Here is a 20,119-nt window from a genome sequence, read left to right on the forward strand (position 1 = left end):
GTGTAATTTACACAGCAGCTTGTAAGAAGTGCGCGATGACGTTTATTTACACGTTTTTCCATGCTGGTCAGAGCTTGTATTGGCAAATCATACGTTACGATGATTTTTGTGTATTTTTGCAGTAAGAATTGCTGGAGCGACAACTAATGAACCAAACGCCGCCATTAGCCTTAGTGAAAACATGGTATCACCTACTGTCATCATCAGAAGACAATGATGTGAAAGCACGCGCACAAGAAATGCTGTTAAAAGCCTTCGAGTCGCCTGAGGCCATCGCGATTTATCTAAAAGAACACAATATCCTTAAGCACTGATCAAAAAAGCCTTAGCGCAGTAAACGCTACTACGCTAAGGCTTAGTGTTTTTCATATCGAAAAAAGAATAGAAAAGGTTAAGCGTGCTTCGCCGCTTGAATAGCTAATCCTTCGCACACCGAGTTGAAAGCGTCATTCTCTAATCGAGGTAAACCGGTAAGTAGGTTTTCATATAGCGCATCAACCACGATTGGCGATAAACTCATACCACCTGTGATCATCACCACTTCTGGCTTTTCACTGCTATTTTCCAAGCATTCCACCACTAGCGCTTTCACTTTATCAAGCCAAGGTTTTAATGCCTTTTTGAGCGAGTCTTGCGAAATCTCCACGTCAAAATCATCTTCGATATAGTGCAGCGGCAAGGTAATGTTCTGCTTACTCGACAGTAGTTCCTTGGCTAATCGAGCCGAGTTCACCACACGGGCAGACAACTTGTTCTCCTGAACAATAAGCAAGCGTTCTAGTTGGGCTGGCTCTTTAATCACAGACATGGTTTGAGAAATATCTAACCCGTAATCGTCAGAGAAAAAGCGAGTAAGAGCAGGAATGTTATCAACCGCACACATGTCAGAGAAGTACGTGGGAGGAACAGGAAGCCCGTTAATCATCTTAAGGCCCATTCCCATTTCTGGGGCAATAGCCTTAAGCACCAAGCTTTTGTCGCAATCCATACCGCCTAATCGTCTGCCTGTTACCGACAGAACATCATCTTTGCGATCAAGCTGATTGGAACGCTCTGGGGAAAGCTTAATACAGCAAATATCCGTGGTCCCCCCACCAATATCGACAATCAGCGTAGTGGTATCCCTTGGTAGGGTTTGCTCAATTTTATACGCCGCTGCGATAGGTTCATCTAGGAAATTAACCCCTGAAAACCCAGCTTTCGTCGCCGCTTCAGTCATAATTTGAATGGCTTGCGCGTTCCCCTCTTCACCGCGGGTGCCGTGAAACTTAACAGGACGGCCAATAACTGCATTATTAACAGCCTTGCCTAGCTGTTGCTCTGCACACTGTTTAAAATAGGCCAGCTGCTTAGCAATAATACCGATGAATGCTTGTTTTTGGTCACCGTCTAGCGAGGCGCCTAGAAAGTTCTTAGGTGAATAAATAAGACGGCCTTTGTCCGGCATTTTAAGAAAGCGCCTAAACCCCTCTTCACCAAACGCAAACTTGCCGTGCTCTACTAAGCGCAGCAAAGGGATTTCGTCTAGCGACATGGCATGCATCAATTGTGCAATAGCTTTGCGCTGTAATGCAGGCTTGTTGTGCAAATCACCGCGCAGCGAGTCGATACGGTCGCTATACATCGCCTGTTCTTTTGGATCTTTTGCCGAATAATAGCCGTCCTTCGCCTTATCTATTTGCTCACTGATAACGCGCTGTAACTGCGCCACTTTCGCTTCAACCATGGCATCAGGAGGCGGCGGCAGTTCATCTTCAAAATAGATGAACACCGAAGAACGGATTTTATTGCCCTTCTTATCTAACGGGTCGAGTTTGATGTGCTGATGGGCCGTACCATCAAAATACACAACCTCAGAATTTGATGTACCGTAGTCAATCCCAATCGCAGTCATAGTATGTTCGCTCAAAAAGTTAGAAGCGGATTGTAAGTAAATACGAAAGTGCTTTCTAGCTTTGTATGTAATTGAGCTATATTGCTTTTAACAGAGCTATTGCAGCATTTAATTCTGAGTCACTGGCTGTATGCCCGTCCCAAGATACCGCCTGGGGCACAAAGTCCTCTCGATATGAGCCGTTCACATGGTAAAGACGTTCAAAACCCAGCTCTAAAGTTATGGTCGAATCTGGTAGTTGAAATTGATTTATCCCGCCCAGTAAATCAGCCATGGGTGTGCCGATTACCGCCTTTGCACCAATGGCATCAAAGCCAATAGCCATACCTTCTCCCATACTGCCGGTCCAATGGCCAACGAGTACCACTACTGGCTTACTGTAATAAGGTAATGAAGGGGTAACATGGGCCATGTGTAGCTCTGCTTCTTGGTAGGGTTTACCCGCATTTTGAATTTTGTAACCTTGATATGCGGTATTGGCATTTACAAAGTGCCCCAAAATAGGCTCAGCCACGCCAGTGTTTCCCCCGCTCGGCGTATTGCGCAGGTCAATCACCAACCCTTGGGTTGATTCAAGTGACTCAAGGGCTTCTTTGAACGCACGAACGGTTTCAGAATTACCTAGATTATTATTAAAGCGGATGTACCCGATTCCCTCTTTCTGCTTAACTACCAGAGGAGCTTTTGTTCGAAGTAGATTAATAGCATCGTAACTAGCTGCTAATTGCACGCGTTTGGCATCATCAAAATCAGACGCCACTTCAATGTGTCTTTCTTGATTGCGACGCCCACCTAAAGCCACATTAACCGCCCACGTTTTATGTGCGTCAGTAAGCGGTAGCGATGTGTTTCCAAAAACGCGTTGTATTGCGGCGTCTGTAGACTCGCCGTCAATACCTACAATCATGTCACCTAAGGCTAACTGGCTTTTGGCAGCAGCACTGCCCGCTTTAATACGTGTTATAACAAAGTCATCGCCTTGCTTTTCCACCCAAATATCAGACCCCGTTGGCGTGACGCTGTAGTCCGCTTCGTTTAGCGGTGATACGTTAAAATGCGGGTCGATAAAAAACTGCTTCACCACCTGCAATACGTCGACAAATTCCTCTTGCGTTGTCGCGTTTATTGCAAGGGGTTGGTAGTACGCTTTTAAAGCTTCCCAGTCGGTAGGTGCCGTATCTAAGTAGGCGTAGTTATCTTCAACAGTTTGAACAAAGGCTTGCCAGCTTTCTTTCGTATTGAAACCCTGGCTTTGTGCGCAGCTGCCTAGCGGAAGGAGTAATGACAGCAATATAATAATTCGATAAATCATAATGTTCCCTATTATGAATTGGAGTGATAAGGAAATTGTTCATTTAAGCGCGTAAGAAGCGATTGTTTTTTTAGCGCCTGCTCCATGCTTTTGAGAGAGGCTTCAAGATTGACCTCTATCTCTTCCCAAAGGGCATCATATACGTCTTCAAATTCCTGCATTATCGTCACTATCTGCGCCGCCTCGGCCTTTGCTTTAGGCGCAATATCGTACACGCGCTTTCGCGAGTCTCGTTCATCGGGCACAGAAACAAAAAAGCCGTCTGAAACACTTTGCTTCAACCGACTTTCAATAAGTTGACGTGAAAGACCAATGTGACTTGCTAGCTCAGTTGACGAAAGAGGCCCTTGAGTATGAATCGCCAGTACCAGAGAAATACGATTTGCAGGCAGACTAATATTAAGCGCTTCAAATACCTCTTGGCCTTGAGTTGCAATAAGCTCGCTAGCACGCAACAGTATCGCGCCAAACTGAGGACTTCTGATCATAAATAGGCACCTTGTGATTTTTCTTCAAACTCATTTATGCAAATATTTGCGCAAAATTTTGCACAAATCAACTTATTTTTGAATGTGTATGTTTTGGTTAGGTGTTAAAAATGTTTTCCAACCGGATCAATTACTGTTTGATAAATGACTGAAATAGCTGCGGCATAATGCTAGAGTGAAAGCTAAATAAACAACGAACCCTACTAAAAAATATGAGCCATTCAGTACCATTAGTTACGTCATTCGACGTACGTTTTTGTGAAACAGATGCCTTACAGCATGTAAGTAACACTGCATTAGTCGCTTGGTTTGAAGCAGCCAGAGAGCCTATTTTCAGAATGTTTACCCCTGAACTAGACTTACAAAATTGGCCGCTAATTTTAGCCAGCTACAAAGTCGATTTTTTAGCTCAAATTTTTTATGGCAAACCTGTGACGGTTAAAACCTACATTAGCCGGCTAGGCAACAGTGCGTTCGACGTGTTTCAAGAGTTATGGCAAGACGATAAGCTGTGCTCAACAGGCATTACCACCATGGTGCATTTTGACTATAAAACACAGCGCTCTGCGCCTATACCGGATGAAGTGAAATCAGAACTACAGTCTCACTTTAAAGAAGTACCAACTCAGTAATAAAGCGCAGTACGAGGTCTCCATGAGCGATTTAATTGAAGTTATTGATGATGTGTTACCACCAGAGCTGTGCAAACAACTCATGGAACGCTTTGAAAGCAGCCCTAATTTATCTCAAGGCCGCACCGGTGGTGGCGTCGACTTAGATAAAAAGCGCAGCATGGATGTATCGATAAGTCGCAACCCGGAATTTAAAGACTTATTTCAACAAGTGATGCAGCACACTGGGCAGCAGCTGGTCTCCTACATTGAAAAGTACTATTTTGCGCTTGTTGGGCCCATTGGCTTAACCGTACGCCATCCCAAAACTGGCGAACCGGTGAAAGTAACAGGTGAAAATTTTGATGAAGTGGGTAAACCCAATTTGGCTAATTTGGTGAATTACCTGTTTCGGGTTGGCGATGTAAATGCACAGCGCTACACCGCGGGCAATGGTGGCTACCCATACTGGCATTCAGAAGTCTATCCACAGCTTCAACATAACGATGCGCTGCACCGCGTGTTGCTGTTTATGTACTACTTAAACGATGTGGAAGAAGGCGGCGAGACGGAATTTTATTATCAAAACCGTGCGGTTAAGCCTAAAGCAGGCCGAATGGTGATTGCGCCAGCCTACTTTACTCACACGCATCGCGGCCAAATTCCAAAAAGTAACGACAAGTACATTTTAACGTCTTGGCTTCTGTTTAACCGCGCTGAACAGATTTATACGCAGGGCTAGCTTAACGATAACTTCGTGATGATGTGCTCTAGCTCGCTGTACTCATTTTTGTCGATAGGTAAGAAGGGTGCAGGTAAGCTAGGAGTTTCACAATAGCCCAAAATTTCTGCCGCGGCTGCAACCACACGCAAGCCGCCGCCATTGCGCGCAAACATGCTCCATATTCCGCTTAACGCTTGTGACTGAGCCTGTGCATCAACAGCATTACCAGACTGAGCGGCGTCGATAATACGCGTTACGGTTCGCGGGAATATTCCCCCTATAACAGAGAGCCAAAGGTCACAACCTTCACTCATTCCTGCCGCGCCAAAACTATCACCACTCACGCCTATAGCAATGTGTGCAGGCACTATCTCTCGCAATGATGCTAATCGACGAGCGCCTTCGCTATTGCTTGCTCCAGAGGGGGAGATATCCTTGCTAGAACTATTATCCATTGCGCTTTTGGCAAATGGAGTTCCGGGTATTTTAATCGCTCCGATATTCGGTAATTTTCCTATGCGGCGGTATAAATCATCGCTGAAGGTAAAATTAGTCACGCGAGGATTTTCGTAAACACAGATAGGCACAGATACCTCGTGACTCACTGCCTCATAGAGGCCGTACACTTCTTCTTCGTTAAGCACTTGATAGGAAACGGGTGCTAACAGCACAGCATTAACACCTGCTTGCTGCACAGCTTCAACATTTTTTAGCACGTCATAGGTACGAAGCGCCCCAACGCCTGCCATAACAGGAATGCCATTTGCGTGGTCAACGGCGAGCTTTGCTACGTCGTACTTTTCCTCTCGCGTTAGATAAGGATACAGCCCAGTAGAGCCTATCGCGCAAATTGAATCTACATTCGCCGAAGCCAAATTATCAACAAGCCCTTTAAACGCTTTGTAATCAATAGCTTCTTGTTTAAAGGGGGTAATGGGAAACGCTGATAAACCTGTAAACACCTGATATCCTTTTTAAACGTTTTATGCTTAAAACCCTTCTACGGCTTCGCCTTTCAAGCGGTAACCTACAGACGCAATATCGCCTTTCCAACCGTCAGTCGACAGTTCGCCGGTTACCCAAATTGCATCGTAAATATTATCTATGCGCACACCTTCTTCAAATTTTACGTAAACAATTTGATTAGACGGCGGCGGTGGTACGTGAATACAGGCTCCGAAATATGGAACAAGTAAGAACTCAGTGGTTAGCTCTGCCGTACCTTCTAGCGGCACAACAAAACCCGGAATTTTCACCCGTTTACCATCAAAGGTATCGACAACGGGTGCGTCAGGCTGAAGCTGACTCATCTCGCCATTGTGTTGAACTGAAGGTGGCGCGAGCTCATTAAAGCCCTCGGGCACTAGGTCTTCCCAGTATACTTCAGTAGGAGTTTCATCTGCCAAAGAGTTGAAAGTTACAACCATCATTATTACAGCAAACAATGAAGTCATGGATAATTTATGGTGGATCATACTGCTCTCTATCGTTGAGTATTTTGTTCGCTTTTTTGTATCGGCTTTTGCTTGTCGTTTTCAATCTTCACTTTTTAGCCACATACAAAAAGGGCTGGTATTACACCAGCCCTTTGTATCATCAATTTAAAGCAGCGTGAATTATTCTGCTTCGAAACGCGCGATGCTTGCGGTAATTTCTTCTTTTGCAGCGGCAGCGTCTGCCCAACCGTCAATCTTCACCCATTTGCCTTCTTCAAGATCTTTATAGTGCTCGAAGAAGTGCTCAATTTGCTTAAGAAGAAGCGGAGGTACGTCTGCAATTTCTTTAACGTCACGATAGATAGTAGAAAGCTTGTCTACTGGTACCGCTAGTACTTTTGCGTCTTTACCAGACTCGTCAGTCATGTTTAGTACGCCAACTGGACGACACTTAATGACAGAACCTGCAAGTAGTGGGAACGGAGTCATTACTAGAACGTCAACTGGGTCGCCATCTTCAGACAACGTGTTGTTCACGTAACCGTAGTTAGTTGGGTAGTGCATGCAAGTTGCCATGAAACGGTCAACAAATAGTGCACCTGTGTCTTTGTCTACTTCGTACTTCACCGGGTCAGCGTGTGCTGGAATTTCGATGATCACATTTACTTCGTCTGGTACGTTTTTACCAGCAGAAATAGCACTCAAGCTCATTCTTTGGTCCTTTCAATGATGTATAAGAAATTTTGGGTTAAGTATACGGTGACAGCAGCAAAATAAAAACGCTTTACGACCCATGTCGTACTAATCTCTTTATTTTTCGTTAAATTTTGCTGCTTTTTCGCTATTTCGCGTTGTCGTTGTAGCTCAAGCACATCTCAACTTCTTCTTTAGAGCCGATAATGCACGGTACACGTTGATGAATTTCTTCAGGCATAACTTCCAGAATTCGGCCAGTGCCTGTTTCTGCTTTTCCACCTGCTTGCTCCATTAAGAATGCCATCGGGTTAGCTTCGTAAAGCAAGCGTAATTTACCTGGCTTAGACGGGTCCCTGTTATCGAATGGATACATAAAGATGCCACCGCGACAAAGCAAACGATGAATATCACCCACCATTGCCGCTACCCAGCGCATATTAAAGTTTTTGCCTCTAGGGCCATCTTTACCTGCTAGAAGGTCGGCAATGTATGCCTGCATTGCAGGTTCCCAATGACGCTGGTTCGACGCATTAATCGAAAACTCTGACGTTTGCTCAGGTACTTGAATATTAGGGTGAGTAAGCAGGAAACCACCGTGGGTTTTATCAAGCGTATAAATGTGCGTGCCGCGACCCGTCGTCAACGCCAGCATAGTAGACGGGCCATACAGCACATAGCCTGCAGCTACCATCTGCGTTCCAGGCTGTAAGAAAGCAGACGGATCATCTGGTTTCATCCACTGAGGCGCATGGGTAATAGAGAAAATAGTACCGATTAGGCTGTTAATTTCAGTGTTTGACGACCCATCTAGCGGGTCGAAGCTTACTAAGTAATTACCGTCTGGATTACACGGCACAACGTCATCTTCTTCTTCAGAAGAAATGGCTTTTACGTAGCCAGATTCCCTTAGCGTGTCTTTTAAAATGTGGTTAGAGATAACGTCGAGCTTTTTCTGTGTTTCGCCCTGTACGTTTTCTGAAAGGGTTGAACCGAGCACGCCAGCAAGTGCGCCTTGACTCACGCGGAAAGAAATTTCTTTACAGCCCGCTAGCAGTGTACGAATGAGTAAAATTAACTCAAGCGGTGCACCGTCTTGTTGCAATTGGGAATTTAAACGTTTCATTGAATGTAAGCCTTTTTTTCGTGTGTAGGGTGTTGTGCTACCAGTCGCTCAGCTTTCCTTACCGGCGTTTGTCTGAAGCACACAGGTTTTAAACCTGTGGTTAGATTGTAACCGTGTTCTTGGGTAAGTGGAACACGCCTGTAAAATGTCATACACACACCATACCAGTTTGCACATCATAGATTCTTAGGTGTTTAGCGTATTACAACGGCTTAAGGCATTTATTGAATGATTAAAATTGAATTATCTATAGGCCACGGGGTTCTGATACAGTACCCCAATAACATGATAATTCATTGAGAATGCGCTATGCATGTACATATTTTAGGCATTTGTGGAAGTTTTATGGGCGGCATCGCCGCTATTGCTAAATCACTCGGCCACAAAGTAACAGGGTCTGATAAAAACGTTTATCCACCCATGAGCACCCAGCTTGAAGCATTAGGCATCGAGTTGACCGAAGGTTATTGCGAAAGCCAGTTTGATCCAGCGCCAGATATGGTAGTAATTGGTAACGCGATGTCGCGCGGTAACCCCGCCGTTGAATACGTGTTAAACCGAAACCTGCCTTACACTAGCGGCCCACAATGGCTGCTTGATAACTTACTAAAAGATCGTTGGGTAATCGGGTTATCAGGTACCCACGGTAAAACAACAACTAGCAGTATGGTCGCGTGGATTTTAGAACACGCTGGTCTTAACCCTGGTTATTTGATTGGCGGCGTACCAGAGAATTTTGGCGTATCGGCTCGCGTGGGTGAAAGCCCCTTTTTTGTCATTGAAGCTGACGAATACGACAGCGCATTTTTCGATAAGCGTTCTAAGTTCGTACACTATCGCCCAAAAACCTTGGTAATTAACAACCTTGAGTTTGACCATGCAGATATTTTTGCTGACCTTGGGGCTATTCAAACCCAGTTCCACCATTTGGTTCGCATGGTGCCAGAAAACGGGCTTATTCTTACACCTAACAATACGCCCGCAATTGAGGATATGCTCAAGAAAGGTTGCTGGTCTTCTCGCCAATCGTTGGGCAAAGAGTGGCATGCAGAACTGTTAAAGAAAGACGGCAGTGAATTCAATGTATTACATAACGGCGTTATAGCTGGTACGGTAACCTGGGCTCTGGTTGGTCAACACAATGTGGACAATGCTTTAATGGCCATAGCTGCCGCCCACCATGCAGGTGTTACCTTACCTGATGCCATAGACGCCTTATCATTTTTTAAGAATGTTAAGCGTCGCATGGAAGTAAAGGGTGAAGTAAACAACATCACCCTTTATGACGACTTTGCACACCACCCTACTGCAATTGCGACTACACTTGATGGACTGCGCAAGAAAGTGGGTAATGCCCGTATTCTGGCTGTGCTAGAGCCGCGCTCTAACACGATGAAAATGGGCGTGCACAAAGATACGCTGGCAAACTCATGGCAGAAAGCCGATGAGGTTTACCTTTATGAACCTGAAGGCATGGACTGGTCGTTAGTCGATTCGGTAGCGCACAGCAACGCGCCTACGCACTGCTTCAGAGATGTAGAGAAGATCGTTCAAGGCGTTTGCAACGTAGCACAACCGGGCGATCATATTCTTGTAATGAGTAACGGCGGTTTTGAAGGCATTCATGGCCGAATACTCGACGCTCTGAAAATGAAGTCCAAATTGTAAATAGACAGAATAAAACGAAGTGTTACCCGATAGACAAGCGCATTAAGCTTGTCATCTACAGAGGCTATACAATGAAACATGACAAGCAAGTCACGCTTGCTATCACAGGCGCATCTGGCGCGCCTTATGCGCTTACACTATTGAAATCGCTAGTTAACGCCGATTACCAAGTGTATGTATTAATCTCTTCCGCTGCCAAAGTGGTGTTTGCCACCGAAGAGAACGTCAAGATACCCGGGCGTCCAGAAGACGCTGCCGCGTTTTTTACCGAGCATTGCAATGCAAAGCCAGACCAAATCAAGGTTTTCGGCAAAGAAGAGTGGTTTTCACCAGTAGCTTCAGGCTCAGCGGCCCCCGCAAAAATGGTGGTTTGCCCGTGTTCAACAGGCACCCTCTCGGCCATTAGCATTGGCGCTAGCGACAACCTGATTGAGCGCGCAGCTGATGTCGTTCTAAAAGAGCGTGGACAACTTATTTTGGTGCCTCGTGAAATGCCACTTTCTTCTATTCATCTAGAAAATATGCTCAAGCTTTCGCAAATGGGTGCTACTATTATGCCTGCAGCGCCTGGCTTTTATCACAATCCTAAAACTATCGATGACTTGGTAGATTTTGTGGTGGCGCGCATACTAGACCACCTAGGTATTGAGCAGTCTCTTGTCGCAAGATGGGGCTACCAGTCTTCCAAACATTCTGAGGATTAACCATGTTCGCGTTTGCAAACAGGATTTGCGCAGTTGCGCTGAGCACGCTATTTACATTGTGTATTTCATCACCCGCTTTCGGATGGGGGCAAACCGGTCACCGAGTGACTGGCGCTATTGCCGAGCAATATCTTAGCCCTCTTTCACAAGCTGCACTAATGGAGTTATTACCACACGGTTCGTTGGCTGAAGCCTCAACTCACGCTGACGAAATGCGTTCTGACCCCAGCGAATTTTGGCAGAAAACCGCTAGCCCTTGGCACTATGTATCTGTACCTGAAGGAAAGACCTACGAAGAAGTTGGCGCACCAAAGCAAGGTGATGCGGTTACCGCGTTAAAGCAGTTTACTGAAACGTTAAAAAGCGACACCGCCACCATTGAAGAAAAGCGTCTGGCCCTTCAGTTCATTGTGCATATTATTGGCGATCTCCATCAACCACTTCATGCCGGCAATGGTACTGATCGTGGTGGTAACGACGTAAAAGTTCGCTTCTTCTGGCAAGACTCTAACCTACACCGCGTGTGGGACTCGCAAATGCTAGATCAGCGCGACCTGTCGTACTCAGAGTGGACGTCTTGGTTAACAAAAGCTATTACGGCTAAGGATATTCGCAGTTGGGCCACCACCGACCCTATGGTGTGGATTGAAGAAAGCACCGCTATTCGCGATACCATTTATCCTGATGACGCAAACAATATGAGCTATGACTATTTATACAACCACCTGCCTACTGCAAAAAAGCGTTTGCAGATGGCCGGAATTCGAATTGCCATGTATTTGAACAGCGTGTTTGACGAAGCAGAGCACTAGTCAAAAGTTAAGCTCGATTAGCATCTCGCAGTTAATCGAGCTGATACACTTCCAACCTTAGCGCTTCAAGAGCCTCTGTCGTACTACCTACATCTGCTGATTTCATAAAGTCTCTCAACAGTGTCATGGCAGGTTCTGCGAATTCGTGAGGCACGACCCTATCGAAATATGGACTTGTGCTTTCTGCCGTATTTAACTGCTTAGCGCCCATATCATTAAAGTAATTCGGAAAATGCTCACTTCCCGCCAAAGGAGAAAATCCCCCTGCGTGAAGATTAAATCGCGACTGGGCCTTGTGTGTCGCCATGAACGACAAAAATTGTCGCGCCGCTTTTTGCTTCGAAGAACTAGCCCGAACAAAAAACACATCCAAAGGAGCTAGCTCAATGGTTTCTTGACCAGGACTGAGCTCTGGGAAAGAAAATATCCTAATTTTTGACTCTGCACTTTCAGGAATACGAGAGCTTAGAAAATGTCCAATTAACGTAACGCCTGCCAAGCCTCGGTACAGATAAGGCATGGGATCATACCAGTCCATGTTCTCTCCCGTATCCATGAAATAGCCCTTATCAATGAGTACTTTCCACAGAAGAAAAACCTGCACGACTCGCTCATCTTTATATGAGACACGGCCTGATAACAGTTCGTGGTGAAAGGACTCTCCATAAAGCCGTAAACTAATGAATTCAAACCAGCTTGTTAATACCCACGGCGCATCATACCCAATGGCTATGGGCGTAATACCTTTCTCTTTTAAAGCCTGACAGAGGTGAAGAAATTCGTCCCACGTACTTGGCTCTGCGAGTCCCATAGAATCAAAAAGCTCAGCATTATAAAAAAATGACCACGGATAATGGGATACCGGAATAGCGTAGAAGCGGCCATTAAGGCTAACTTGAGAGGACACCGACACTCTAAACGCATCTGTTAGTCGCTGTGCTTGCCAAACGTCACTTATGTCGCTCACCCATCCACTGCGAACAAGGTCGAGCAGCCGCTCGTCGCCATACCAATAAAGTACGTCTGGCCCTTCACCCGTTTTAAGCCATTTGAGAACTTGCTGCTTATACTTATCGGTATGTACGCCCACCGCATTGAGCGTAATATCAGGCGCTATTTTGGCAAATTCTTGCTCAATGTCAGAGATTAAATAACGTTCGTTAACGTTATCATTCAGCCATCCGACAGTAAGCGTCTCTGCCTTTGAGGGCAAGGCCAACATAGCCAAAAAAACGGTAAGATAAAAAGGATATAACCCGTAAATTGCTCGCACCAAAAGCCCCTGCTTAAACTGAGTTTGCAGAACTTATCGGTTAATAAACGCTAGGTGCGCCCCTAAAATTACGCGCTATTTATGGCACTCAGTCCAGATCGAGAGGTTCAGGAGAGAGAATAACGCCCGTGCTATCAGCATACAAATGATCTTCTGGTAAAAACGTAACGCCACCAAAGTTAACGGGCACGTCTACCTCACCAATACTTTCACACTCAGCATTTACTGGAATGGCGGCTACCGCCAAAACACCGATATCTAATTCGGCAAGGCTATCAACTTCTCGCACGCTGCCGTATATCACAACCCCTTCCCAATCGTTGTCGATTGCAACTTGAGCAGAGGATGCATCGAACAGTGCACGACGGCTAGAACCACCGCCATCAATAAGCAGTACTTTTCCAGCGCCGGGCTGAGCAAGTACTCGGTCGATAAGGCCTCTGTCTTCAAAGCATTTAATTGTGGTAATTTCACCACCGAAAGAATACCGGCCACCAAAGCTCGCGAAAATTGGATCTACCACGTCTACGCTATCAGCAAACAAATCGCATAATTCAGATGTGTTGTATTCCATCGTTCTGCCTTACTAAAATTGAGAAGACTAAAATTAAGTGAAAACAAAGCGCTGCTTACGCTTCTAAAACTAGCATAGCATTAAATGTGGCAATGCAAACGTTTGATTTAACGCCTTTCGTCGAATTTTCTACTTTTTTCAAAACTCATCAAAACTTGCTCTCCCCTCCCCCAAATGAGCACATATTTTGCTTAGCTTTTTGTCTTTTACAGCCATTCCCAATATCTGTTCGCCAGGACAAAAGAAAAAGTAAAAGCGAAGCTCGCTGTCAAAAAAGTTTCTTTTTTTCGTCACCCACTGGTCACAGATGAACTTTAGCCTGTGCAGTAATTAACCGATAGGGGACAAGGCGATGTTGATTAAATCCTTGACCAAATACGATACTGACTTGTTTTATCGCCTGTACAAACTGACGCAAAAAAGAGACTGCAGAAGTATTATCTGGCTGTCGAAAACCGGCGATGGTTACCTGTACCTTGTTATCGGTGCGCTGCTTTGGGCATTTGAGCCTGAACACGGTGAGCTTTTCCTCTACACAGCGCTGATGGCTTATGCGCTGGAATTACCCATTTATGTGCTGCTTAAGAAAATGTTCAAGCGCCCTCGCCCTTGCGATTTTCTAATGAATTTAACAGCACATGTCACGCCTTCTGATAAATTCTCTCTTCCTTCAGGCCACACGGCAGCAGCCACATTGATGGCGAGCATAGTGGCTCATTATTATCCGTCGTTTGCGGTATTAGCTTACAGCTGGGCCGCGTTAATTGGTCTTTCACGTGTGTTACTGGGTGTTCATTACCCGTCAGACGTGATCGCAGGGACGCTTCTAGGCGTTACAATAGCAACGTTGAGCATTTCTATTCTGGGGTAGCATGAGATTACTGTATGGTGTGCAAGGCACCGGTAACGGACACATCGCCCGTGCGCGAATAATGGCTGCAGCTCTGGCACAGCGCGATGACATTAACGTTGACTTTGTGTTTACCGGTCGTCCCCCTGAGAAGTATTTCGACATGGAAATATTCGGAGAATACCGAACCTTTACTGGCCTGAGCTTTATCACCAAAGGAGGCCGGGTTGATAAATGGGCGACCGTTAAAGATGCAAATGTAAGCCAGTTTATTAAAGACGTGAAAGCCTTTGATACCAGCAACTACGATTTGCTGGTCAATGACTTTGAGCCCGTTACGGCGTGGGCAGCTAAACAGCAAGGTCTACCTTCTATTTCGATTAGCCATCAGGCTGCATTTGCCTACGACGTCCCTAAAAGGGGCAACACGATTTTCGATTCCTTGCTAATGAAAGTGTTTGCACCAACAGAGATTCAACTAGGTGTGCACTGGTATCACTTCAATCAACCGATTATTCCGCCATTCGTTGCAGAAAAGCCGATTGTGTCTTCGGGAAATGGCCACGTTCTGGTTTACTTACCTTTTGAAGATATTGAAGATGTTCAACAAATGTTGGAACCGCTAAGCGATCAGGTTTTCGAATGCTTTCACCCGAACATCGATGAAGCGAAAGAAGTGGGACATATTCATTGGCACCCTACATCTAAGAAGCACTTTCAAAAAGCCCTACAGCACGCCAGTGGCGTAATCGCCAATGGGGGGTTTGAGCTATCGAGTGAGGCACTTCAACTGGGCAAGAAGCTGCTTATAAAACCTTTACACGGCCAGTTTGAGCAACTATCGAATGTGCTTACATTAAATAAATTGGATTTATGCCACACCCTCTTTCAACTTGATACCGACATTGTTGAAGAGTGGCTAGAAGCTCCCGACAACGAAGCAATTGCCTTTCCAGACAACCCCAACATTCTTATCGATTGGCTTAAAAACAAAGACTTTTCTGATACGCAAAGCCTGTGCGATGCGCTTTGGAAAAACGTTCGATATGGCGATAAAACACAAGAACGATTATTGGCTCTTGCAATTTAACGCCGCAATGCGATGATAGCGGCATTTGTCGTATTCTTCGCGGGATTTTTCGTGCTTAAAAAGTCAGTTGTTTTCTTGCTAACACTCACAGCATTATGTGGCTGTGGTTACAAAGGGGCGCTCTACATTCCTGAGGCGCCTGCACAAAACACCTCTGCTGAACCAGCGTCTTCTGAAAATGCAGAAACCGGCGCCGACTCTGACACCAATAACACTTCACCCGCAACTACTTCTGGAGAGCTGAACTAGTGGATTATTTCGCCTACAGCCAAGGTCAGCTTCATGCTGAACAAGTGGCTGTTTCTGATATTGCAGCCCAGCATGGAACGCCGGTTTACATCTATTCACGTGCAACGTTAGAGCGTCACTGGCACGCATTTAATGATGCCATTGGTGAGCATCCTCACCTTGTGTGTTATGCGGTAAAAGCGAATTCGAACATCGGTGTATTAAGCGTTCTAGCCAAATTAGGTTCAGGCTTTGATATCGTTTCAGCAGGTGAACTCGCTCGCGTAATCGAGGCCGGTGGCGATGCAAGTAAAGTAGTATTTTCAGGCGTTGGTAAAAAGCATGATGAAATTCGCTATGCGCTAGAACAAGGCATCATGTGTTTCAACGTAGAATCAGAGCCAGAGCTTCATCGAATTAACCAGGTTGCAGGCGAAATGGGCACGAAAGCCCCTATTTCACTGCGCATAAACCCGGATGTGGATGCCAAAACTCACCCTTATATTTCTACAGGCTTGAAGGCAAATAAATTCGGTATTGCCCGTGAGCGAGCGCTTGCTACCTATGAATTGGCCGCATCGCTACCTCATTTAAATGTTGTTGGTATGGACTGCCATATCGGCTCACAGCTCACAGAAATCGGCCCATTCGTAGACGCCTTGGAGCGCCTACTTTTGCTTATTGATGAATTAGCTGAACGTAACATTATCATTGAACATTTAGATGTGGGCGGTGGTCTTGGCGTTACTTATAACAACGAGCAACCACCTCATCCTAAAGCCTATGCACAAGCCATGGCTGAAAAAATGGTAGGCCGTGAAAACCTAAAGCTTATTCTTGAGCCAGGCCGCGCTATTGCAGCAAACGCTGGTATTTTAGTTACCGAAGTTGAATTCATTAAAGAAGGTGAAGAAAAAAGCTTCGCCATTGTCGACGCTGCAATGAACGATTTATTACGCCCTGCACTTTACTCAGCATGGCAAAAAATTATTCCTGTAAAAGAAGAAACTACGGCAACACCACGTATCTACGACGTGGTAGGCCCAGTGTGTGAAACTGGTGACTTTATAGGAAAAGATCGTGAATTAGCCATTGAACCAACAGACTTACTTGCAGTTCGCAGCGCCGGTGCCTATGGTTTTGTTATGGCGTCAAACTACAACAGCCGCTGTCGTCCAGCCGAGATTATGGTAGACGGTGACAAAGCAATTGTGGTTCGCGAAAGAGAAAAACAAAAAGATCTCTGGCAAGGTGAGTACAAACTTCCGTAAACTAGAGACAAACTAAAAAGATAGATGCGCGTTTAATGCAGGTTCAATTTTCTAAAATGCACGGTTTGGGTAACGATTTCATGGTTATTGATAACGTTACTCAGAACGTCTTTTTCTCTAAAGAAAAAATTCAGCAACTGGCTAACCGAAACTTCGGCATTGGCTTCGACCAGCTGTTGATGGTGGAACCGCCTTACGATCCTGAACAAGACTTCCACTATCGTATCTTCAACGCGGACGGTTCGGAAGTAGAACAGTGTGGCAATGGCGCACGCTGCTTCGCACGTTTTGTTAAGCAAAAAGGTCTCATTAATCGCAACAAAATTGTCGTAAGCACCAAAGCTGGAAAAATGGTGCTGTATCTTGAGAAAGATGGTCAGGTTACTGTGAACATGGGTAAACCTGAATTCGAACCTGCGAATATTCCACTTAAAGCCAATAAGCAAGAAAACACCTACATATTGCGAGTCGGCGAGAGCACGCTATTCATTGGTGCGGCATCGATGGGTAACCCACATTGCGTGATGGAAGTCGACGACGTTGATACTGCTAATGTGGCCGAGATTGGTCCGCTTGTTGAAAAGCACGAACGCTTCCCTGAAGGCGTAAACGTTGGCTTTATGCAAATAATCAATGAGTCACATATTAAACTTCGCGTATTTGAACGAGGTTCAGGTGAGACCTTGGCCTGTGGTAGCGGCGCTTGTGCAGCGGTTGCAATTGGTCAGATTCAGGGTAAATTAGGAAAAGATGTGCGGGTAGACTTACCCGGAGGCAGTTTACGTATACGCTGGCCTGGCCCAGATAACGTGTTAAAAATGACAGGGCCTGCTGAGCACGTGTACGACGGACATATAAATCTATGAGCGAATTATCAGGGCAGTCTAACGCTACGCAATTGATTGAGCCATTTAACGACACAACGGAATTGTCGAGTGCCGATGTGCGCGCGTTCTTGTTACAAAACCCTGAGTTCTTTGCCGAGCACCCCGACCTTCTTGAAAAAATTAAGCTTCCCCACGAGCAGAAAGGCAGTGTTTCACTAGTAGAAATTCAAAGCGATCAGCTTCGAAAGAAAGTTAGGCAGCTTAATTTTAAACTCAATCAGCTGGTGAGCATCGCTAAACAAAACGAAAAAATATATCGCGTTTACACCGATTTAAACGTGCAGCTTCTGCGCTGTGAAAGTGTTGCCGAAGTTCAGTTTACTTTGGAAGATGTGCTTCAAGAGCGTTTACAATTGTCGTCGGCGGTCATTAAAAGCTTTAAAGGTCCGCACGCGATCCCCGAACTACAGCAACGTTTATTTACTGAAAAACGTTTTAAAAATACCAACTTTTTCTTCGGTCGATTATCTCAGCACGAACGCCAGCTTCTTTTCGGAGAAAGCCCTGCGGAGTCTGTAGCGCTAATGCTGCTTGGTGACAACCGTGAACTCGGTATTTTAGGCATAAGCAGCAGTGACGCCAGCCACTTCACCCCAGATATGGACACCTTGTTACTTCAACAGCTTCAGCAAGTACTTAATATCATCTTGCCTGAAATGATGGGATATTAGGTGTAGTGTCTACGGACGCATTGATAAGCGAGCCTTGCCAGCAATGGCTAGATAAGTTTCTGCTACATCTACAGGTAGAACGTGGGTTATCTCTTCACACCATCAAAAACTACCAGCGCCAGCTTACCGAAGTTGCAAAGTTACTTGGGCTTTACGAGTGGTCGGGACTAACGCCAAGCGACATAAAGCGGGTAATGGCTGATGCAAAGATGTCAGGGCACAGCCCGCGCAGTATAGCATTGCGCCTATCGGCACTTAGAACCTTCTGCCAATATCTTATCGATCATCAGCAACTATTCAGCAACCCTGTAGAGGGTATTCAAGCTCCGAAACAAGGGAAGCCATTGCCTAAGCAACTAAGCGTAGATGAAATGCAGCAGCTTCTTAATGCCTCCCCCCGAAGCAGTGACGACGATGAGGGTATGCAATTACGTGATGTGGCTATGTTTGAGCTACTTTATGGCTGTGGACTGCGCTTGAGCGAACTGACTGGGCTTAATTTGGCCGACTGTCTAAAGGACGGTACCGTGAAGGTCATGGGTAAAGGAAGTAAACAGCGAATACTTCCGTTAGGCCGACACGCACAAAAAGCACTTAACGCATGGTTAAAGGTACGCCCTGCCTACGCATCACCTTACGAAAGTGCGGTCTTTGTGAGTAAGCGCAAAACCCGCATATCCAATCGACAAGTCGCTAATCGCCTCGATAAAATGGCAAGCGAACAGTCGCTGTCACAAAAAGTAAGCCCTCACAAACTGCGCCACTCCTTTGCTACCCACGTATTAGAATCCAGCGGAGATTTGCGTGCGGTGCAAGAGCTATTAGGTCATGCTAACTTGTCAACGACACAAGTTTATACCCATCTGGATTTTCAGCATCTCGCTAAGGTTTATGACGCGGCTCACCCTCGCGCACATAAGAAATAACGCTACTAGAAGGTTTCCCCATGCAGTTTTTCAGGTCTATCAATAACGTCGAGGCTATGACCTTCGACCTTGATGACACCCTTTACAATAATGAACCTATTATTCGACGCGCAGAGCAAGCCCTTCAAGCGCATATTGCTGAACATCACAAACATGCGGCCAAGCTAACATCACTTAATTGGCTAAAGCTTAAACGTGCGGCTATCGCCAAAGACGCGCGGTTGGCTTCTGATATGGGGCAGCTTCGTCGCGTTGTTTTAAGCGCTGCACTATCTGGCACACCAGCAAGTCAGTTATCAATAGTCCCCACAGAAGACACTGCATTACGTGCTGCTGTAGACAGCTGCTTTAATTGTTTTTATGACGCAAGAAGCGATTTTGCATTAGCCAGTAATGTTCACCACACCCTCGATAAACTTAGCCAGCATTTACCGCTCGTTGGTATTACTAACGGCAATGTAAACGCGCAAAAAGTAGGGTTAGACCGTTATTTCACGGCGATCTTACACGCCAGTGTGGAACGGCCCATGAAGCCTGCTCAAAACATGTTTGATGAAGCGGCCTCACTGGTAAAGGTAACGCCGTCGCACATTTTACATGTGGGCGATAATATTATTAAAGACGTGTTCGGTGCCATTAATGCCGGCTATCAGTCGGCTTGGTTTGCATGTAATCGTCCAATGCAGTTGAAATTTGAACCCGTTTCAGTACTTCCACACGTTCAGCTTGATTCATTAGAAGAGCTTATTCAATTTGTCTAGGCGCTATTTATCTCGAAAATACAGACCATTACTACTCATTCTTTTGCGGGATGTTAACCTTTAAGTAAGCCGCATTCTTAAAGGTCTAGAGAGCCGCACTTAGGGCGTATAGATTTTAAC

Annotated in this window: 23 protein-coding genes; 14 read left to right on the top strand and 9 right to left on the bottom strand. The window is 45.6% G+C overall.

Features of this window, described 5'->3' with window-relative positions; all coding sequences use genetic code 11:
• Nucleotides 1–146 precede the first annotated feature (146 nt).
• A complete protein-coding gene (locus BZA03_RS20425) occupies nt 147–314 on the top strand; it encodes a hypothetical protein (RefSeq protein WP_012516741.1) in 168 nt (55 codons plus the stop codon).
• 77 nt (nt 315–391) lie between these two features.
• Here the strand turns inward: BZA03_RS20425 and BZA03_RS13120 are convergent, their stop codons facing one another.
• From BZA03_RS13120 to BZA03_RS13130, 3 genes are all read right to left on the bottom strand, one after another.
• Complete coding sequence (locus tag BZA03_RS13120; protein ID WP_075177620.1) at nt 392–1,894, bottom strand: Hsp70 family protein; 1,503 nt, start codon at nt 1,892–1,894, stop codon at nt 392–394.
• A gap of 76 nt (nt 1,895–1,970) precedes the next feature.
• On the bottom strand, nt 1,971–3,206 hold the full coding sequence (locus BZA03_RS13125; RefSeq protein WP_110289016.1) for a S41 family peptidase: 1,236 nt from the start codon (nt 3,204–3,206) through the stop codon (nt 1,971–1,973).
• Nucleotides 3,207–3,217: 11 nt separating this feature from the next.
• On the bottom strand, nt 3,218–3,694 hold the full coding sequence (locus tag BZA03_RS13130) for a MarR family winged helix-turn-helix transcriptional regulator (protein WP_110289017.1): 477 nt from the start codon (nt 3,692–3,694) through the stop codon (nt 3,218–3,220).
• A gap of 212 nt (nt 3,695–3,906) precedes the next feature.
• Here BZA03_RS13130 and BZA03_RS13135 point away from each other — a divergent pair, with 212 nt between their 5' ends.
• A complete protein-coding gene (locus BZA03_RS13135; RefSeq protein ID WP_014975361.1) occupies nt 3,907–4,326 on the top strand; it encodes a thioesterase family protein in 420 nt (139 codons plus the stop codon).
• A 22-nt stretch (nt 4,327–4,348) separates the two neighbouring features.
• A complete protein-coding gene (locus tag BZA03_RS13140; protein WP_014975360.1) occupies nt 4,349–5,047 on the top strand; it encodes a 2OG-Fe(II) oxygenase in 699 nt (232 codons plus the stop codon).
• Here BZA03_RS13140 and BZA03_RS13145 read toward each other — a convergent pair.
• The 4 genes from BZA03_RS13145 to BZA03_RS13160 all read right to left on the bottom strand — a co-directional run bounded on the left by BZA03_RS13145 (nt 5,044) and on the right by BZA03_RS13160 (nt 8,284).
• The gene (locus BZA03_RS13145) at nt 5,044–5,991 is read right to left on the bottom strand and encodes a dihydrodipicolinate synthase family protein (protein WP_110289018.1); all 948 of its coding nucleotides are present in this window, start codon (nt 5,989–5,991) and stop codon (nt 5,044–5,046) included. The two genes, BZA03_RS13140 and BZA03_RS13145, sit on opposite strands and share 4 nt — an antisense overlap.
• A gap of 27 nt (nt 5,992–6,018) precedes the next feature.
• Nucleotides 6,019–6,504, bottom strand: a complete 486-nt coding sequence (locus BZA03_RS13150) for a DUF3299 domain-containing protein (RefSeq protein WP_014947862.1) — start codon at nt 6,502–6,504, stop codon at nt 6,019–6,021.
• Nucleotides 6,505–6,645: 141 nt separating this feature from the next.
• The gene (gene ppa / locus BZA03_RS13155) at nt 6,646–7,176 is read right to left on the bottom strand and encodes an inorganic diphosphatase (protein WP_014947861.1); all 531 of its coding nucleotides are present in this window, start codon (nt 7,174–7,176) and stop codon (nt 6,646–6,648) included.
• Nucleotides 7,177–7,306: 130 nt separating this feature from the next.
• Nucleotides 7,307–8,284: a class 1 fructose-bisphosphatase gene (locus tag BZA03_RS13160; protein ID WP_014947860.1), complete on the bottom strand. Its 978-nt coding sequence runs from the start codon at nt 8,282–8,284 to the stop codon at nt 7,307–7,309.
• 309 nt (nt 8,285–8,593) lie between these two features.
• Here BZA03_RS13160 and mpl point away from each other — a divergent pair, with 309 nt between their 5' ends.
• From mpl to BZA03_RS13175, 3 genes are all read left to right on the top strand, one after another.
• Nucleotides 8,594–9,952, top strand: coding sequence for a UDP-N-acetylmuramate:L-alanyl-gamma-D-glutamyl-meso-diaminopimelate ligase (gene mpl / locus BZA03_RS13165; protein ID WP_014947859.1), 1,359 nt, complete (start codon nt 8,594–8,596; stop codon nt 9,950–9,952).
• Between the two features lie 71 nt (nt 9,953–10,023).
• Nucleotides 10,024–10,656, top strand: a complete 633-nt coding sequence (locus tag BZA03_RS13170) for a flavin prenyltransferase UbiX (protein ID WP_014975357.1) — start codon at nt 10,024–10,026, stop codon at nt 10,654–10,656.
• Nucleotides 10,657–10,658: 2 nt separating this feature from the next.
• Nucleotides 10,659–11,468, top strand: coding sequence for a S1/P1 nuclease (locus BZA03_RS13175; protein WP_014947857.1), 810 nt, complete (start codon nt 10,659–10,661; stop codon nt 11,466–11,468).
• 31 nt (nt 11,469–11,499) lie between these two features.
• Here BZA03_RS13175 and BZA03_RS13180 read toward each other — a convergent pair whose 3' ends face one another.
• Nucleotides 11,500–12,741 carry an ABC transporter substrate-binding protein gene (locus tag BZA03_RS13180; protein ID WP_110289019.1) on the bottom strand — a complete coding sequence of 414 codons (1,242 nt, stop codon included), beginning with the start codon at nt 12,739–12,741 and terminating at the stop codon, nt 11,500–11,502.
• Between the two features lie 88 nt (nt 12,742–12,829).
• Entirely contained in the window at nt 12,830–13,315 is a 486-nt protein-coding gene (rraA, locus tag BZA03_RS13185; protein ID WP_014947855.1) for a ribonuclease E activity regulator RraA, read from the bottom strand.
• A 352-nt stretch (nt 13,316–13,667) separates the two neighbouring features.
• On the opposite strand from rraA, the gene BZA03_RS13190 reads away from it, so the two are divergent.
• From BZA03_RS13190 to BZA03_RS13225, 8 genes are read left to right on the top strand one after another with little or no spacing between them, the layout of a single operon-like run.
• On the top strand, nt 13,668–14,186 hold the full coding sequence (locus BZA03_RS13190) for a phosphatase PAP2 family protein (protein ID WP_014947854.1): 519 nt from the start codon (nt 13,668–13,670) through the stop codon (nt 14,184–14,186).
• A gap of 1 nt (nt 14,187) precedes the next feature.
• Nucleotides 14,188–15,255, top strand: coding sequence for an MJ1255/VC2487 family glycosyltransferase (locus tag BZA03_RS13195; RefSeq protein ID WP_110289020.1), 1,068 nt, complete (start codon nt 14,188–14,190; stop codon nt 15,253–15,255).
• 12 nt (nt 15,256–15,267) lie between these two features.
• The gene (locus BZA03_RS13200) at nt 15,268–15,504 is read left to right on the top strand and encodes a lipoprotein (RefSeq protein WP_014975353.1); all 237 of its coding nucleotides are present in this window, start codon (nt 15,268–15,270) and stop codon (nt 15,502–15,504) included.
• Entirely contained in the window at nt 15,504–16,754 is a 1,251-nt protein-coding gene (gene lysA, locus BZA03_RS13205; protein WP_039226879.1) for a diaminopimelate decarboxylase, read from the top strand. Before BZA03_RS13200 ends, lysA begins: the two co-directional genes overlap by 1 nt.
• Before the next feature lie 35 nt (nt 16,755–16,789).
• The gene (gene dapF, locus BZA03_RS13210; protein WP_110289021.1) at nt 16,790–17,620 is read left to right on the top strand and encodes a diaminopimelate epimerase; all 831 of its coding nucleotides are present in this window, start codon (nt 16,790–16,792) and stop codon (nt 17,618–17,620) included.
• The gene (locus tag BZA03_RS13215; RefSeq protein ID WP_014947849.1) at nt 17,617–18,312 is read left to right on the top strand and encodes a DUF484 family protein; all 696 of its coding nucleotides are present in this window, start codon (nt 17,617–17,619) and stop codon (nt 18,310–18,312) included. Before dapF ends, BZA03_RS13215 begins: the two co-directional genes overlap by 4 nt.
• Nucleotides 18,313–18,317: 5 nt before the next feature.
• Complete coding sequence (gene xerC / locus BZA03_RS13220) at nt 18,318–19,238, top strand: tyrosine recombinase XerC (RefSeq protein WP_014947848.1); 921 nt, start codon at nt 18,318–18,320, stop codon at nt 19,236–19,238.
• Between the two features lie 20 nt (nt 19,239–19,258).
• Nucleotides 19,259–19,999 carry an HAD-IA family hydrolase gene (locus BZA03_RS13225; RefSeq protein WP_110289022.1) on the top strand — a complete coding sequence of 247 codons (741 nt, stop codon included), beginning with the start codon at nt 19,259–19,261 and terminating at the stop codon, nt 19,997–19,999.
• The last annotated feature ends 120 nt before the right edge of the window (nt 20,000–20,119 follow it).

The sequence above is a fragment of the Alteromonas sp. I10 genome (assembly GCF_003201515.1).
In the GTDB taxonomy this organism is placed as follows: Bacteria; Pseudomonadota; Gammaproteobacteria; order Enterobacterales; family Alteromonadaceae; genus Alteromonas; species Alteromonas macleodii.